The sequence below is a fragment of the Variovorax paradoxus B4 genome, from assembly GCF_000463015.1.
GTDB lineage: Bacteria > Pseudomonadota > Gammaproteobacteria > Burkholderiales > Burkholderiaceae_C > Variovorax > Variovorax paradoxus_E.
The window spans coordinates 14,210-29,405 of record NC_022234.1 but is presented as its reverse complement, the minus strand read 5'-3'; the positions used below and the strand labels follow the sequence as shown (position 1 = coordinate 29,405).

The 15,196-nt window shown below is 67.5% G+C and carries 14 protein-coding genes; 6 read left to right on the top strand and 8 right to left on the bottom strand.

All coding sequences use genetic code 11. The features are described 5' to 3' along the window. Positions 1-68: 68 nt before the first annotated feature. The 4 genes from VAPA_RS27210 to VAPA_RS27195 all read right to left on the bottom strand — a co-directional run bounded on the left by VAPA_RS27210 (position 69) and on the right by VAPA_RS27195 (position 4,498). Positions 69-1,316 carry a transporter substrate-binding domain-containing protein gene (locus tag VAPA_RS27210; RefSeq protein ID WP_021003423.1) on the bottom strand — a complete coding sequence of 416 codons (1,248 nt, stop codon included), beginning with the start codon at positions 1,314-1,316 and terminating at the stop codon, positions 69-71. A 266-nt stretch (positions 1,317-1,582) separates the two neighbouring features. Then, positions 1,583-2,182: an ANTAR domain-containing response regulator gene (locus VAPA_RS27205; protein WP_021003422.1), complete on the bottom strand. Its 600-nt coding sequence runs from the start codon at positions 2,180-2,182 to the stop codon at positions 1,583-1,585. 11 nt (positions 2,183-2,193) lie between these two features. After that, the gene (locus tag VAPA_RS27200; RefSeq protein ID WP_021003421.1) at positions 2,194-3,339 is read right to left on the bottom strand and encodes a transporter substrate-binding domain-containing protein; all 1,146 of its coding nucleotides are present in this window, start codon (positions 3,337-3,339) and stop codon (positions 2,194-2,196) included. A gap of 205 nt (positions 3,340-3,544) precedes the next feature. Continuing rightward, complete coding sequence (locus VAPA_RS27195; protein WP_021003420.1) at positions 3,545-4,498, bottom strand: GlxA family transcriptional regulator; 954 nt, start codon at positions 4,496-4,498, stop codon at positions 3,545-3,547. Positions 4,499-4,606: 108 nt separating this feature from the next. On the opposite strand from VAPA_RS27195, the gene VAPA_RS27190 reads away from it, so the two are divergent. Next, a complete protein-coding gene (locus VAPA_RS27190) occupies positions 4,607-5,605 on the top strand; it encodes an SLAC1 anion channel family protein (RefSeq protein ID WP_021003419.1) in 999 nt (332 codons plus the stop codon). Between the two features lie 48 nt (positions 5,606-5,653). On the opposite strand, the gene VAPA_RS27185 is transcribed toward VAPA_RS27190, so the two are convergent. Together VAPA_RS27185 and VAPA_RS27180 are read right to left on the bottom strand one after the other, a co-directional pair. Beyond that, the gene (locus tag VAPA_RS27185; RefSeq protein WP_021003418.1) at positions 5,654-6,577 is read right to left on the bottom strand and encodes a protein NO VEIN domain-containing protein; all 924 of its coding nucleotides are present in this window, start codon (positions 6,575-6,577) and stop codon (positions 5,654-5,656) included. Between the two features lie 74 nt (positions 6,578-6,651). Further along, entirely contained in the window at positions 6,652-7,578 is a 927-nt protein-coding gene (locus VAPA_RS27180; RefSeq protein WP_021003417.1) for a LysR family transcriptional regulator, read from the bottom strand. A gap of 110 nt (positions 7,579-7,688) precedes the next feature. Here VAPA_RS27180 and VAPA_RS27175 point away from each other — a divergent pair, with 110 nt between their 5' ends. The 5 genes from VAPA_RS27175 to VAPA_RS27155 are packed head-to-tail and all read left to right on the top strand — an operon-like array spanning position 7,689 to position 13,840. Further along, entirely contained in the window at positions 7,689-8,657 is a 969-nt protein-coding gene (locus VAPA_RS27175) for a Bug family tripartite tricarboxylate transporter substrate binding protein (protein ID WP_041946755.1), read from the top strand. A 7-nt stretch (positions 8,658-8,664) separates the two neighbouring features. Further along, positions 8,665-10,791: an acetate--CoA ligase family protein gene (locus tag VAPA_RS27170; RefSeq protein ID WP_021003415.1), complete on the top strand. Its 2,127-nt coding sequence runs from the start codon at positions 8,665-8,667 to the stop codon at positions 10,789-10,791. Continuing rightward, a complete protein-coding gene (locus tag VAPA_RS27165; RefSeq protein WP_021003414.1) occupies positions 10,778-11,572 on the top strand; it encodes an enoyl-CoA hydratase/isomerase family protein in 795 nt (264 codons plus the stop codon). The genes VAPA_RS27170 and VAPA_RS27165 overlap by 14 nt, the downstream gene beginning before the upstream one ends. A gap of 5 nt (positions 11,573-11,577) precedes the next feature. Beyond that, positions 11,578-13,017, top strand: coding sequence for an aldehyde dehydrogenase family protein (locus tag VAPA_RS27160; protein ID WP_021003413.1), 1,440 nt, complete (start codon positions 11,578-11,580; stop codon positions 13,015-13,017). Positions 13,018-13,027: 10 nt separating this feature from the next. Continuing rightward, positions 13,028-13,840 carry an enoyl-CoA hydratase gene (locus tag VAPA_RS27155; protein ID WP_021003412.1) on the top strand — a complete coding sequence of 271 codons (813 nt, stop codon included), beginning with the start codon at positions 13,028-13,030 and terminating at the stop codon, positions 13,838-13,840. A gap of 38 nt (positions 13,841-13,878) precedes the next feature. On the opposite strand, the gene VAPA_RS27150 is transcribed toward VAPA_RS27155, so the two are convergent. Beyond that, complete coding sequence (locus VAPA_RS27150) at positions 13,879-14,094, bottom strand: hypothetical protein (protein WP_230559080.1); 216 nt, start codon at positions 14,092-14,094, stop codon at positions 13,879-13,881. Between the two features lie 363 nt (positions 14,095-14,457). Next, positions 14,458-15,162 carry a B3/B4 domain-containing protein gene (locus tag VAPA_RS27145; RefSeq protein ID WP_021003410.1) on the bottom strand — a complete coding sequence of 235 codons (705 nt, stop codon included), beginning with the start codon at positions 15,160-15,162 and terminating at the stop codon, positions 14,458-14,460. Between the last annotated feature and the right edge of the window lie 34 nt (positions 15,163-15,196).

Sequence of the window (15,196 nt, the reverse complement as noted above, 5' to 3'; positions counted from 1 at the left end):
GGAAATTCCTTGCACGGCGCGGCCCCCGGCGCACGCCGGTGCGCGCGACGAGATGGGCCGCAGGGGCTTCAGATCTTGGCGGTGACTGCGCCCTTGCGCGTGCAGATCAGGTTGCTGTCGGTCTCGCCGTACGCCGAGTAGGGCAGCGGTCGCAGCGGCTGCGGGTTCGCGTCGACCACCTTGCTCTGGCCGTCGGCCTGCCACTGCCCGATGCGCGGGGTGACCCATGCGTGCAGGCTGTCGGGATCGATGCGCACCCTGCCGCCGGGCGCATCGAAGGTCTGCCCGCCGATGTTGGCGCGAATCGCATCGGCCGTCGTGGCCTTGCCGGCCTCGACGGCTTGCTTCCACAGGAACACCTGGAAGTAGGCGGCCTCGAGCGAGTGGTACGTGACGGCCTTGGGATCGTTCACGAACTTGCGGTAGCGCTCGATGAAGGACTTGTTGGCGGGCGTGTCGATCGACATGAAGTACGGCACCGAGGTGTAGCTGCCCGCCGCATATTCGGCGCCCATGGCGGCGATCTCGATCTCGCTGGTCACGGTGGCGCAGATCGGCACCGCGGCCTGCGACATGCCCTGGTTCTTGTACTCGCGGTAGAAGGCCACCAGCGAATCACCGACGACGTTCGACAGGACCACGTCGGCACCGGACTCCTTGATCTTGCGCACCATCGTCGCCCATTCGGAATGCCCGAGTTCGAGGTATTCGTCGGCCACCCACTTCGCGCCCGACTCCTCGATCAGCTTCTTGCTGACCTTGGCCATTTCGCGCGGGTAGACGTAGTTGGAACCGACGATGAAGAACTTCTTCTTGCCGAGCTTCTGAGCGATCCAGGGAATGTAGTTTCCAAGCTGCTGGTTGGCGACGGCGCCGCTGTAGACGACGTTCTTCGAGCATTCGTAGCCCTCGTAGTGCGTCTGGTAGAAAAGCATCGCATTGCGCCGCTCGAAGACCGGCAGCACGGCCTTGCGGCTGGCCGAGGTATGGCAGCCGAACACCGTCTCGATGCGGTCGCGCGTCACCAGCTTCGACGCCTTCTCGTTGAAGGTCTTGGGGTCGGAGGCCCCGTCCTCCAGCACGACTTCCACCGTGCGGCCCATCACGCCGCCCGCGGCATTGATCTCCGCCACCGCCATGCGCACCGCGTTGGCGAGCATCTTCTCCACGATGGAGAGCCCACCGGTCTGGGAGTACAGGGCACCGACCTTGATGGTGTCGGCAGCGAAAGCGGATCGCATCCACGCGGGAGATGCGAGCGCGGCGGCCGATGCGGCCGAGGAAACCAGGAGGCGGCGACGTGAAGTAGTCAGCATGGCGGAACCTTAAGACGTGGGGCAGCACTGCATGGCTGCCGAATGGTTGATGAACCGTGTCAAAGCGATACCAGCCGACGGCACTGTCGGGTGCGGGCAAAAAAAAACCCACTCCGCAGCGATGGACTGCGGTGTGGGCTTCATTGCCAGCATCCAGAAGAACACACATGGTTCCCTGGAAGAACCGCACCAGCGCCTGATGATCAAGGGTGGTGCAGCCACTGCGCCAACGGATTCCGCCGACACAGTGCATTCATCGTATCCGGTTAATTTGCGGCTTGCAACAGTGTTTCCATGTTGATGATCGAACTCGCGATCTGCTCCATCGAGAGCCGCTTCGACATCGCTTGCGCACGGATGGCCTGGTAGGCCTCGACCTCGCTGATGCCCTTCGACGCCATGAGGATCGTCTTGGCGCGGCTCATCGCCTGGTCGCTCGTGATCTTTCTGCGCAGCTTGCGGTTCTCCTTCAACAGCGCCTGGCGCTCCATCCAGTTGCTTCGCGCCGCGACCAGGTTGGCGAGCAAGCCGAACGGCTTGATGGGTTTCTGCACGACGGCAAAGGCACCGCTTTCGAGAACGAGTTGAAGCGTCGTCGGGTCCTCGTAGTTCAAGATCGCAATGACCGTCGGCTCGGGCTTGGGCAAGGACCTGAGCAGTGCCTCGATCGCATGCCGGGCCTCGCCCTCGATGAGCAGAAACAGGACATCGGCATTCGACACCAGACTCACCGGCACCGGCCAGACGACACTGACCATGCACCCGACCCGGCGCAGATGGCTGACCAGGGCATCCCCCTCTTCATCGGGCGGATGCACAACGACGACCTTCAGTTCAGGCAGTTCGCGCAGCAGGGATATCGCCATGGGGCCTCCGGTCAGGCCGAGCGGCCCGCAAGCGGATCGAACCGGCTCTCATACATGTAGGGGTCGGGCTTGACCCGGATGCCTGGATCGTCCACCACCTGGAACGTGCCGCTGGCATCGACCCTGGCGACGCGCGGCCAGAGATAGGTGTGATGGTTCTCCTGATCGATCCTCACCCTGCCCTGCGGCGCATCGAACTCGTGTTCGTGCAGGTGAGGCAGCATCATGTCCAGCCGGTCGTCGCCTGCGCGTTCCAGCGTCTGCGCATAGAGCTTCACCTGGAAGTAGGCGGCCTCGGCGCAGGCCGTGATCGGCAGGTCGGGGCCGAACCGCTTGCGGTAGGCCGCCACGAACCTCAGGTTCGCGGGACTCTGCAGCGTCGAGAAGTACGGTGCCGCCGTGATGCTGCCCTCCGCCACGCCTTCGGCCATCTGGGCGATCTCCGCTTCCTGTGTGGACTGGCTCGCAATGGGATGGGTGCGCTGGTCGAAACCGGCTTCGCGGTACGCACCGTAGAAGTGGGCGATGCCATCGCCCACGACGGTTGAATAGACCACATCGGGCTTGGCCGCCTTGATCCGCCGGATCACCTTTGCCATGTCGATGTCCGCCACGCGCAGCGGCACGTACATCTCGTCGAGCACCTCGCCGCCCGCCTGGCGGAACAGGTCCGCGATGATCCGGTTCGACTCGTAGGGGTAGACGTAGTCCGATCCGACCAGGAAGAGCCGCTTGCCGAAATGCTGCGTCAGATAGCGCACCAGTTGCACCGAGTTCTGATTGGGCGCCGCGCCGGTGTAGACGCAGTTCGGCGAATACTCGAAGCCTTCATAGAGCGTCGGGTAGAACAGCAGCGCGCGATGGGCCTCGACCACCGGGAGCACCGCCTTGCGCGTGCTGGACATGTAGCCCCCGAAGATGACCGCCACGCCGTCCTTGTCACACAACTGCTTTGCCAGTTCGCGGTACCGCTTGGGACGGGACGCCGGGTCGTAGATCACCGGTTCGATCGGCCGTCCGAGCACGCCACCGCTCTCGTTGATCTCCTCGATCGCCAGCAGGGTGGCCGCCTGCTGCGTCCGCTCCACCGCCGCGGTGACCCCCGTGGTGGAGAACAGGACGCCGACTCGCCAGGTTCGCGCTGTGAATGTGCTCACGATGGGTCTTTCAAAAGAAAAAAAGCTCCCAACGGTCACGCGTGGACCGTTGGGAGCTTCACTGCTCCGAGTTTCATTGGACGATGCGCCGCATCGCCGATGCGACGCACTTTACCAGTACTGCGCGAAGAACGACCGCGGCCCGTCTCGCGTTGCCTCGGCCTGATCGCATCCGCGGCAAGCACGGCGGCACCGCACTCAGCCTTCATTTCGCGAACCGCCTCCGATACTCCACGAGGCTCACGCCGAGACGCCGGCCGAATGCGCGCCTGAAGCCGTCCACGTTGGCATAGCCCACCTCGCCCGCCAGGCGCTTGGCCGGCAGCTGCGACTCCTCGGCCAGGCGGCGGGCAGCATCGATGCGGGCGTTCTCGACGAACTCGGCCGGCGTGGTGCCGGTCTCGCTTCGAAAGAGCCGCGCGAAGCTGCGCTCGCTCATGCCCGCGCGCGCGGCCAGCGCCGGCACGGACAGGTCGTCCTTCAGGTGCGAAAGCACATGGTCCTGCACCTGCCGCATGCCCGAGCGCTCGGAAGTCTGGGCCGCCAGGTGGGCGCTGAACTGGCTCTGGCCGCCCGGGCGCTTGAGGAACATCACCAGCTCGCGCGCGACGCGCAGCGCGAGTTCGCGACCGTGGTCCTCCTCCACCATGGCGAGCGCCAGGTCCATGCCCGCGGTCACCCCGGCCGAGGTGAAGAGCTTGCCGTCCTTCACGTAGATCGCGTCCGGTTCGACACATGCCAGCGGGTAGGCCGTGGCCAGGCGCGCAGTGGAGTTCCAGTGGGTCGCCACGCGCTTGCCGTCCAGCAGCCCGGCGGACGCGAGCACGAAGGCGCCGCTGCACACCGAGCCGTAGCGGCGCACCGTGCGCGATTGGCGCCTGAGCCAGTTGTGCAGCACCGCATCGCCGACCATGTCATCCATGCCGGGGCTGCCGGCCACGAGCAAGGTGTCGATCGGCCCGCGATGCGTGCCCACCGTGGCATCGACCGCCAACCGCACCCCGCTGCTGCTCTTGAGCAACCCTGTCTCGGTACCGATCACCTGCACCTGGTAGGCGCGCGGCTGCCCGAGCTGGCGGGCCGCCTCGGCGAACACGTCGGCAGGGCCGGCGACGTCGAGCAGCTGGACACGGGGAAACGCAAGGATCGCGACACGCATGGCGGTGAAGGCTCGATGATTGGCGGAAAACGTCGTGCCGCGGCGCCCACGGCGCAGGCAGTTTGGCAGAAACTATCCATACCAGCAAATTCAGCCGACAAGGCCATCATGCAGAACGAGTCATTGAATCCGCCCTTTCCGGTGTTCCACCCCTCCAGCGAGGCTTCGCTGCGCAACCTGCCCGTCAACCTGTTTGGTTCCGTCATGGGGCTTTCGGGGCTCGCCCTGGCCTGGCGGCTGGCACATGGCAGCCTGGGCGCGCCGGCCGTCATTGGCGAGGTCATCGGCGCCTTTGCGCTCGGCGTCTTCGCGCTGCTGGCGCTGGGCTATGCGACGAAGCTGGCCAGGCATCCGCAAGCTGTGCATGCGGAATTCCATCACCCGGTGACCGGCAACTTCTTCGGCACCATCGTCATCTCGATGCTGCTGCTGTCGGCCGTGATCGCGCCCTACAGCGCATCCGCCGCGCACGCGCTGTGGACCCTGGGCGCGATCGCGACCTTCGTGCTCGGCTTCGTGGTGGTCTCGCGCCTGCTCAGAGGGCAGGTGGATGCGTCGCATGCAGTGCCGGCCTGGCTGATTCCTGGCGTCGCCACGCTGGACATCGCAGTGACCGCCGGGCACGACCCGTCCATGGCCTGGGCCGCGGAGCTCAACTTGCTGGCGATGGCCGTGGGCGCGGTGCTCGCACTGGTGCTGTTCGTGCTCATCGTCGGCCGGCTGGTGCACCAGGCGCCGCTCGCGCCGGCGATGACGCCCTCGCTGATGATCCTCGTGGGGCCCTTCGCGGTCGGGTTCCTCGCCTACACGAACATCACGGGCAGCATCGACCGCTTTGCCGCGCTGCTCTTCTACTTCGCGCTCTTCATGTTCGCGGTGCTTGCGCCGAAGGTGTTCCGGCCCGGCGTGAAGTTCTCCCCGGCGTGGTGGGCGATCGGCTTTCCGATGGCCGCACTGGCCAATGCGGCGCTGAAGTACGCGCAACTGCGCGGGAGCGCGCCGCTCTGGGTCGTCGCAGTCCTGCTGCTCGGGATGCTGACCGTGGCGCTGGGGGTGCTCACCGTGCGTACCCTGCGCATCGCGTTCAACGGAAAGCTGTTCACATGAGCCGGGGCTTTCCTGGCGCACAGCCGCGACGAAGGCAGCGGCCGCCCGCTAATCCAGCGGCTCGAACCCCGGCGCCTGTTCCATTTCGGAAGGCTTGTAGATCTTGTGCTGCGCCGCGGTGCCGATTGCATCGGCGACCACCAGCAGCCGCCAGAGCGGCTCGCGTGCCGAGCATGCGCGTTCTTCGCCCGTGAGCCGGAAACTGGGCACCCCCGTGGATGTGCCCTTCACCACCACCCTGAGAAGCTTGGCCCCCTTCGCGTTCGACACTTCGAGGTCGTAGCCGAGTTTCTGGCTGCTGACGTCCTCGGCGTTGTAGCCGTAGCCCTTGAAGTGGCGCATCACGTAGTCCATGGCCGCGGCCTGGACCTCTTCCCGCGAGGCCGACCGCTCGGCAGCCGCCACGCCCGGATCGCCGGCAGCGTCCGGCACGCTGCCTCGCGCCTTGGCCGCCTGTATTTCCGCTTCGCCCGGCACCCAGCCGCGCGGACCGCGGACCAGGACCGCGAGTTGCTGATCGGAATCCCAGGTTGCGACATGCCATTCGGCATCGTCACGCACCCGGGTGGAGACCTTCGCGCTCTTGTTGCTCTCCAGCTCGGCAATGGCCACCCGGTTGGTCTGCAGCACGGCACGAAAGCCCTGGCCTGCATCGACGGTGCGCTTGAGCAGCGCACGGCGGTCCTTGGCGCGCTGGATCTGCTGGGGGCTCCGCACGCCGCCGCCGACACGGTGCTGCGTGTCCAGCGACTCGAGGCAGAACCAGCGCCCGTCGGCGCCGATGTTCACGAATTCGGCCCAGATGGTGGCAATGACGTTGTCGCCCGTCGCGAGCCAGGCGTGATCGAACGGCTTTTCCCGCGCATCGAAGACACCCATCTTCGCGACGATCTCGACCGGCGTGAGCCGTGGTCCTGAAAGCCGCATCTCATCGATGACGGCGAGCACTTTGGGGTCGACTTCCTTGTCCATTCAGCGGGGTCTCTGGCGAGTTGGGGGGTGGGAGTATGCCGCATCGGATCCGGACCGGTGCCGCGCCGGGGAACTCAGGCCACCGGCAGTTGCAAATCCTCGGAGCTTTTGAGCAATTGCACCGCCAGATGCCGAACCATTGTCGCCACGAGCCGGGCACCCTGGGACAGGGGACGGTGCCTGACAAGACTCAATGCAATGGTGCGCCTCATGCCGGGCTTCACGACCCGCACCGCCGCCAGCGTGCCTGCGAGAAGCTCCTCTCGGATGGCAGTGACGGGCAAGAGGGTGAATGCATGGCCGCTCATGGCCACGTCCTTCATGGCCGTCAATGTATCCACCTCCATCAGCACATCGATGGCAATGCCGCGCTTGCGTGCGAGCATGTCCACGGTCGTGCGCAGGCCGTTGGGCGTGGAAGGCAGAACGAAGGGAATGCCTGCCAGGTCGCCGAAGGCGACCGTCTCGCCTTGAAGCCGGAGACTGCCGGGCCTGCCGACAAGAAAGGTCTCGACCTTGCCGAGCACGTCCTCCCCACGCAGCGCCAGCGAGCCATAGCGGTTGACCACGATCATGTCCAGGCGGCCGGAGGCAAGCTGCTCGTCGAGGCTGCCGCTGAAACCTTCCGTCGCGTGCAGACGCAGCGCCGGCGCCTTCTCGCGCACTTCGGCCAGCAGCATCGGCAGCAGCTGGCGCGACAGCGACGGCAGCACGCCGACATGCACCGTGCCGGTTAGCACGCCGGCCGCCTCGCTCGCCGCAGCGTCGAGCTGGCGCATCTGTTCGACGATCTGCTTGACCTCGGGGTACATCCGGCGCCCGAAGTCCGACAGCGTCATGCCGCGCCCCGTACGGTCGAACAGCCGTCGCCCCCACTGCGCTTCGAGCATGGCGATCTGCCGGCTCACGAGCGACTGGGCCGTGTCCGACGCAATGGCCGCCCGCGAGAGCGACTGCATGTCGGCCACCAGCAGGAAGGTGGAGAGCTGCTTTAACTTCATGGATTCACTTTAATGGAAACCTGATATCGACATATTCCTCTTTCTTGAAATCACACAGAAGCCTAACCTCGCATGGCACCTCACAAGAAAAGGAGACAACCTTGAAGTTCATGCATTCGCTCGCCGCCGCGCTCGCTTCCTGCCTGCTGGTCGCCCCCCTGGTTCACGCGCAGGCACCCGCCTACCCCAGGCAGCCCGTCACGCTCGTCGTCCCCTTCCCCGCCGGCGGACCGACCGACGCGATGGCGCGCGTGCTGGCACAGAAGCTGGGCGACCGGCTCGGCCAGCAGGTGATCATCGACAACCGCGGTGGCGCCGGCGGCGGCATCGCCGCGGAACTGGTGGCACGCGCCCCCGCCGACGGGCACACGCTCTTCTTCGGCACCACCGGCACGATGGCGATCAACCCTAGCCTCTACACCAAGCTGCGCTATGACCCGGTGAAGGACTTCGCACCGGTCAGCCTGATGGCCACCACGATGAACGTGCTGGTCGTCAGCCCACAGATTCCAGCGAAGAACCTGGCCGATCTGGTGGCGCTCGCCAAGGCCAAGCCCGGCGAACTGACCTATGGCTCCGCCGGCAACGGCAGCTCGAACCATCTCTCGGGCGAGCTGTTCCGCACCTCGGCGGCCATCCAGATCAATCACATTCCCTACAAGGGCTCCGCGCCCGCGTTGGTCGATCTGCTGGGCGGTCGCCTGTCGATGATGTTCGACACCATCGCCCAGCAGACCCAGAACATCGCTGCAAACAAAGTGCAGGCGCTGGCTGTGACCGGTCCGAAGCGCTCGCCGCTGCTGCCCAACGTACCGACCGCGCAGGAAGCCGGCCTCAAGGGCTTTGACGTGACGATCTGGTACGGGGTGCTGGCGCCAAGGGGTACGCCCGCGCCGGTGGTCGAGCGGCTGCAGCGCGAGATGGCCGCCGTGATGGCCACCGACGAGATGAAGAAACGCATGGAAGCCGACGGCGCCGAAGCCCGCACTACCACCCCCGCCGAATTCGCCGCGCTCATCAAGAGCGACACCGCCAAGTGGGCACCGGTGGTGAAGAACTCCGGCGCCAGCCTCGACTGAAAAACCCATGGCCTCTCTTCTCGATCCCCGCCTGCAGCGCGCTTTTGCGCCGCAACGCATCGCCGTCGTCGGCGCCACCGAAGACCGCAACAAGGTCGGCGGCCGGCCGCTGCACTACCTGCAGCGCTTCGGCTTCCAGGGCGCGGTGTACCCGATCAATCCCAAGCGCGCGACTGTCCAGGGCCTGGCGGCCTACCCTTCATTGGACGCGGTGCCCGAAACGCCCGACGTTGCGATCGTCGCGGTCGGACAGGACGCGGTGGCCGGTGTCATCGACCAGTGCGCCGCGCGCGGTGTCGGCAGCGCCATCGTCATGAGCTCGGGCTTCGGCGAAACCGGCAGTGACGGCGTCGCACGGCAGCAAGCGCTGGTGGCGCAGGCACGGCGCCTGGGCATCCGATTGATCGGGCCGAACGCGCAGGGCGTCGCCAACTTCAGCACCGGTGCGGTGATGAACTTCAGCACCATGTTCATGGAAGTCGCACCCCAGGACGGGCCGGTCGCCATCGTCAGCCAGAGCGGCGCCGCCAGCGTCATGCCCTACGCCATGTTGCGCGAACGCGGCGTGGGCGTGCGCTATCTCGTGGCCTCGGGCAACGACGCCGACGCTACGGTGTGCGAACTGGCCCTGGCCGCGGCAGCCGACCCGGCGATCCGCGTTGTCCTGATGTACATCGAATCGCTGAACGACCCCGCCATGCTGGCCGAGGTGGCGCGCCTCGCCGCGGCGCGCGGCGCGGCGGTGGTGGCGCTCAAGTCGGGCCGCAGCGCGCACGGCGCGAAGGCCGCCGCGTCGCACACCGGCGCCATCGTGAACGACGACGTGGTGGTGGATGCCTTCTTCGAGCGCCATGGCATCTGGCGTGCACAGGATGTGCACGGCCTGATCAATGCCGTCGAACTCTACCTCGCGTCCCCGCCTCGGCCGGCCGAGCGCCTGGTCGTGATGAGCCACAGCGGCGCCGTCGGCGTGCTGTGCGCAGATGCAGCCGAATCGCTCGGCCTGCCGCTGGCGGAACTGGGCGAACCGGTCGTGAAGGCGTTGGCCGGCATCATGCCGAGCTTCGCGACGGCGCAGAACCCCGTCGATCTCACCGCATCGCTCATGACGCGGGGAGGGATGTACGCCGACACGCTGGGCGCACTCGCGGCCGACCCGCAGGCCGACATGTTCCTCGTCGGCGTGCCGGTGGCCGGCGAAGGCTACGACCTGCCCGGCATGGCGCGCGACACGGCGCGCTTTGCTGCCACGCGCGGCAAACCGACGGCGGTGTCTGCACCGCAGGCCTCGGTGCGGCAGTCCTTTCGCGACGCCGGCGTGCCGGTGTTCGTCCACGAGACGGACGCGGTCGATGCGCTGCACCAGTGGAGCCGGCACGGCACGTTGCAGCAGCAGGCCGCGGCGCGCACGGCCGCAGCATCGGCCGTATCGCGCATGCCAGCGCTACCGGCCGGCGATGCGCCGCTGCTGAGCGAAGCCGACAGCCTTGCGCTGCTGGCCGGCGCTGGCATTCCGACCGCGCCGTACCGCCTGTGCCGCAACCTCGACGAGGCCGTGGCCGCGTGGCAGGCGCTCGGACCGCACGTGGTGGTCAAGGCCTGTTCGGCGCAGATTCCGCACAAGTCGGAACATGGCTTGGTGTTCCTCGACGTGCAGACCGCGCAACAGGCCGCCGAAGCCTGGACCGCATGCGCAGAGCGCGTTGCCGCGATGGGCGTTCCGCTCGACGGCGTGATCGTGGCGCAGCGGGTGCGCGGCCGCCGCGAGTTCGCACTCGGTGTGCGGCAAGACCCGCTCTTCGGCACTGTCGTGATGGTGAGCGACGGAGGCAAGTACGTCGAGGCGCTGCGCGACTTCGTCGTGCTGCTCCATCCGTTCTCGGAAGCCGACGTGATCGCCAAGCTGCGGACACTGCGCATCGCACCGATCCTCGCCGGCGTGCGCGGCGAGGCGCCGGTCGACCTCGACGTGGTGGCGCGCACCGCCGTGGCGCTGGGCGCCCTGGCGGCCGCGCATCCGCAGGCCATTGCATCGATCGACCTCAACCCGTTGATCGTCGGCGACGCCGGCCAGGGTGGCTGGGCCGTCGACGCGGTGATCGAGCGCCAGGAAAGCACCCATGCCAACCCATGACCCGGTGCTGATCGATCGGCTGGATGACATCGCCGTGGTCCGGCTCGACCGGCCCGCCGCGATGAACGCGGTGGACGCTGCGCTGCGCGCGGCCCTCACGGCGCAGCTCGGCGCACTCGACGCCGATCCGGCGGTGCACGCCATCGTGCTCACCGGCAGCGGCGAACGCGCCTTCTGCGGCGGCCAGGATCTGGACGAATCGGCCACCATCGACACCAGCACACTGGCCGGCTGGCTCCATCGGCAGCATGCGATGTACCAGGCGGTGCGCGACGTGACCAAGCCGCTCGTTGCAGCGCTCAACGGCACGGCCGTCGGCGCCGGCTTCCAGATGGCGCTGATGTGCGACCTGCGGGTCGCGCATCCCACGCTGCGCATGGGCCAGCCGGAAGTCAAGGCCGGGCTCGCAAGCATCGTCGGCTCCTACCTGATGTCGCTGCAGATCGGCCATTCGCTGAACCAGCAGCTGTCGCTGACCGGCGAGCTCATCACCGGCGAGCGTGCGCACGCGCTCGGGCTGGTCAATGACCTGGTCGCGGCCGACCAGGTCTTGCCGCGCGCGCTGGAGCGCGCGCGTGCCCTGGCCGCCCTGCCCGGCGCCGCGCTGCGCACCACCAAGCAGCGCTTCCGCGAACGCACGCAGGCAGGTTTCGAGGAAGCCTGCAGTGCAGGCATCCGCTACCAGCTCGAGTGCTATGCCACCGGCGAGCCGCAACGCGCGATGCGCGAATTCCTCGCCCGGCGCAGCACACCCGACACGTCGAACACATCCAAGGACTGATCCGCATGGCCAAACACACCCAGCTTTTCATCGACGGCGCGATGGTGCCTGCCGGCGGCGCCCACGACCTGCCCGTGACCGACAGCTTCACCGAAGAAACCTTCGCCACCTACCGCACCGCGTCGGCACTCGACGTCGACACCGCCGTGGCGGCCGCCCGCCGCGCCTTCCAGGGCTGGGCAGCCACTCCACCCCCGGTGCGCATCGCGGCCGTGCGCCGCATCGCCGCAGCCCTGCGCGACCAGGCCGAGGCGCTGGCCGACGCCATCTCGCGCGAGGTGGGCATGCCGCGCAAGCTGGCCGCCCGCATCCAGGTGGGCGCGCCCATTGCCGCCTGGGACATGTACGCGGACCTGGCCACCGACTTCGGATGGGAGTCGCGCATTGGCCATTCGCTGGTGCAACAGGTGCCCAGCGGCATCGTTGCCTGCATCACGCCATGGAACTACCCGCTGCACCAGATCACCGGCAAGGTCGCGCCCGCGCTGCTGGCCGGCTGCACGGTGGTGCTCAAGCCCTCCGAGCTGGCACCGACCAGCGCCTTCCTGCTGGCCGATGCCGTCCGGCAGGCCGGGCTTCCGTCAGGCGTATTCAACCTCGTTCACGGCAACGGGGCCGAGGTCGGCGAGGCGCTGGTGCGGCACCCCGACGTGGACATGGTGTCCTTCACGGGCTCGACGCGCGCGGGGCGCCACATCGCGGCCGTCGCCGGCGGCGACATCAAGCGCATGGCGCTCGAGCTCGGGGGCAAATCGGCGTCGCTCGTGCTGCCCGGGGCGGACCTCGCCGCGGCCGTCAAGGCCACGTTGGCCGGCTGCATGCTGAACTCGGGCCAGACCTGTTCGGCGACGACACGCCTGCTGGTGCCTCGCGCCTCGCTCGAAGCCGCCGAGGGCATCGCACAGGCACTGCTCGCCGGCTACCGCATGGGCGACCCCTCCGATGGCGCGACGCGGCTTGGCCCGCTGATCTCGAAGGCGCAGCAGCAGAAGGTGCAGGGCCTGATCGACGGCGCGATTGCAGCCGGCGCACGGCGCGTCGGCGTCGCGGCCGACCTGCCCGCGCATGGCTTTTTCGTGCCGCCCACCGTCCTCGCTGGCGTGACGCCCGACATGGCGGTGGCGCAAGAGGAAGTCTTCGGCCCCGTGCTGGTGCTGTTGGCCTACGACGGCCTCGAAGACGGCATTGCGCTGGCCAACGGCACCGACTACGGCCTGGCCGGCGCCGTATGGGGCCCGCCCACACCGCATACCCTGGCCGCCGCACGCCGCCTGCGTGCCGGCCAGGTCGATATCAACGGCGCGCCCTTCAACCCGGCCGCGCCCTTCGGCGGCTTCAAGAAATCGGGCATCGGCCGCGAGAACGGACGCTTCGGCATCGAGGAGTTCCTCGAACCGGTGTCGATCCAGCTGCCCGCCGCCTTCCTCGAAACCACCGCTCACTGATTCGCACCCCATGACCTACGAACAACTGCTCTATACCGTCGACGGCCCCCTGGCGACGATCACCCTGAACCGGCCCGAGCGCATGAACGCCCTCACCAAGGTGCTCGAGGCCGAACTGCGCACTGCCATCGAACAGGCCGGCCGCGATGTCGAGGTGCGCGCCATCGTGCTGACCGGTGCGGGCCGCGCATTCTGCGCCGGCATGGACATGGAAGAACTCGAAGTCCTGCCTCCGGAAGACATCCAGGCCGAACAATGGATGCGCCCGTACGACATGAACCGGCGCGCCGACTACCAGACGCGCTACTCCTACTTCCCCGCTGCATCCAAGCCCATCATCAGCGCCATCAACGGTGCAGCAGCAGGACTCGGCCTCGTGATGGCGCTCTACAGCGACTTCCGCATCGCATCGGAGAAGGCCGTTGTCGCCACCGCCTTCGCCAAGCGCGGCCTGATCGCCGAGCACGGCATCGCCTGGATGCTGCCGCGCATCGTCGGCCATACGCATGCCACCGACCTCCTGCTGACTTCTCGCAAGATCGATGCGCAGGAAGCACTGGGAATGGGACTGGTCAACCGCGTGGTACCGGCCGACGAACTCATGGCAACAGTGCAGGCATTGGCGCACAGCCTGTCGACCGAGGTGTCGCCGCGCTCGGTCGGCGTGATGAAGCGCCAACTCTGGGAAGCGCCTTACCAGTCGCTCGGCGAGGCGATCACGCTGGCCAACGCCGAGATGGTCGAAAGCCTGCGCAGCGAGGACTTCGCCGAGGGCGTGGCGCACTTCGTCGAAAGACGGCCAGCGCAGTTCTCAGGTCGCTGACTTGTGGGCCGCGTGGATGCCTTGGCGGCCATTCGGCGCTAGCTTCTCGCCGGCCTCTTCTTCACGCCCTTGCGTACCGGCCGTTGCCGCAAGTTCGAGCTCGAGCCCCGCAACGGCCGGGCCGGGCCCACGTCGTGCTGGCTCGACCGCAACTTGAAATCGCAGGTCTTCACGGCCAGCTCGACGTTGCGTGCCAGCGCGGGACCGGAATTGTCGCTCCGATAGACCGCGCTGTAGACCAGCGGTGGCGGCATGGGGTCGCTCTTGACGATATTCGCCTCGCCGCCCGCCAACGAGAGCACGTCGCAAGCGCGCGCGGCGCTTGAGCACATCGAGCACGGCACGCGCCAACTGCAGCGAGGCCCCCGCCTGGCTTCGCGCGTCGAACGCTGCACCCACCTTCGCCATCCGCTGCATCCCGCGGATTCACCAACTCGCACATCAGCTGCCGCTGGCAGCGCTCGAACGGCCGTATGGAGGGCAGACCTGCTTCGACGCTGCCGGTGCGCCAGACATCCGGTGCCGCAGCGGATGGGCGATTCGAGCGTCGGATCACGGGCGGAAGGGGCAGTCGGCGATCCCTGAATCCGGGCGTTCGACACCGAGGCGCGGCCGCTTCAGAACGCCAGGCGAGGCGCGTCTTTCCGCAACAGCGCGCACGCGGCCGGCGGCGCCCAGGTCTCGGCCAGTGCCCGGGACATCGCATCCAGCAGCTGCTGGACATCGTTGGCGGCGTCCGCATGCAAGGCCTCCACCACGATGAGGACACGGGAGGTTTCATCGCGCACGGCGGAACGCGCGCTCTGGCGATGGGTCCAGCGCCGGGCGTGCGCGCAGCCTGCTGCATCCGCAAAGACGACTTCGCCGCGGTCGGGCGTTTCCGTTTCGCCCGAGAACGCGAGGTAGCTTTCGGTGCCCTCCGCGCACCGCACTTGCAGCCCCTCGGCAACCTGCGACAGGTCGAACACCGCGATCGGAATCGCAAAGGCCAGCGACAGCGCGTTGCAAAGATCGACCAGCGGATGGATCGGCGGCAGCGCGCCTTCTTTCCTGAACCGGCGCAGCAGCGATTCGGAGGCGCACCGGTACTGCGTGGGCTTGAGGCCCATGCGCGCGAAAGTGCGGCGCCAGGCCTGGATCTCCGGAAGATCGGCTTCCGAGCCGACGGTTTCGAGTCGTGCGCGCGCCACGCCGTGGTAGTGCGCCACCTGCGCCTGCACGGAGGCGTTCCCGTGGATGCCCTGGGCCAGAAGGACGCCGGGCACCAGCTCGGGATGGCGCTGCCAGATTTCCGGTGAATGAGAGAAGAAAAAAGAGTGCATGGCCCAGTGTGTCGCGGGCGCGGCGGCGTGTCTT

Excerpts from the sequence above, each read along its gene's own strand:
- VAPA_RS27210 (WP_021003423.1), bottom strand. The coding sequence starts at position 1,316 with ATGCTGACTACTTCACGTCGCCGCCTCCTGGTTTCCTCGGCCGCATCG.
- VAPA_RS27205 (WP_021003422.1), bottom strand. The coding sequence starts at position 2,182 with ATGGCGATATCCCTGCTGCGCGAACTGCCTGAACTGAAGGTCGTCGTT.
- VAPA_RS27195 (WP_021003420.1), bottom strand. The coding sequence starts at position 4,498 with ATGCGTGTCGCGATCCTTGCGTTTCCCCGTGTCCAGCTGCTCGACGTC.
- VAPA_RS27190 (WP_021003419.1), top strand. The coding sequence starts at position 4,607 with ATGCAGAACGAGTCATTGAATCCGCCCTTTCCGGTGTTCCACCCCTCC.
- VAPA_RS27185 (WP_021003418.1), bottom strand. The coding sequence starts at position 6,577 with ATGGACAAGGAAGTCGACCCCAAAGTGCTCGCCGTCATCGATGAGATG.
- VAPA_RS27180 (WP_021003417.1), bottom strand. The coding sequence starts at position 7,578 with ATGAAGTTAAAGCAGCTCTCCACCTTCCTGCTGGTGGCCGACATGCAG.
- VAPA_RS27175 (WP_041946755.1), top strand. The coding sequence starts at position 7,689 with ATGCATTCGCTCGCCGCCGCGCTCGCTTCCTGCCTGCTGGTCGCCCCC.
- VAPA_RS27170 (WP_021003415.1), top strand. The coding sequence starts at position 8,665 with ATGGCCTCTCTTCTCGATCCCCGCCTGCAGCGCGCTTTTGCGCCGCAA.
- VAPA_RS27165 (WP_021003414.1), top strand. The coding sequence starts at position 10,778 with ATGCCAACCCATGACCCGGTGCTGATCGATCGGCTGGATGACATCGCC.
- VAPA_RS27160 (WP_021003413.1), top strand. The coding sequence starts at position 11,578 with ATGGCCAAACACACCCAGCTTTTCATCGACGGCGCGATGGTGCCTGCC.
- VAPA_RS27155 (WP_021003412.1), top strand. The coding sequence starts at position 13,028 with ATGACCTACGAACAACTGCTCTATACCGTCGACGGCCCCCTGGCGACG.
- VAPA_RS27150 (WP_230559080.1), bottom strand. The coding sequence starts at position 14,094 with ATGCCGCCACCGCTGGTCTACAGCGCGGTCTATCGGAGCGACAATTCC.
- VAPA_RS27145 (WP_021003410.1), bottom strand. The coding sequence starts at position 15,162 with ATGCACTCTTTTTTCTTCTCTCATTCACCGGAAATCTGGCAGCGCCAT.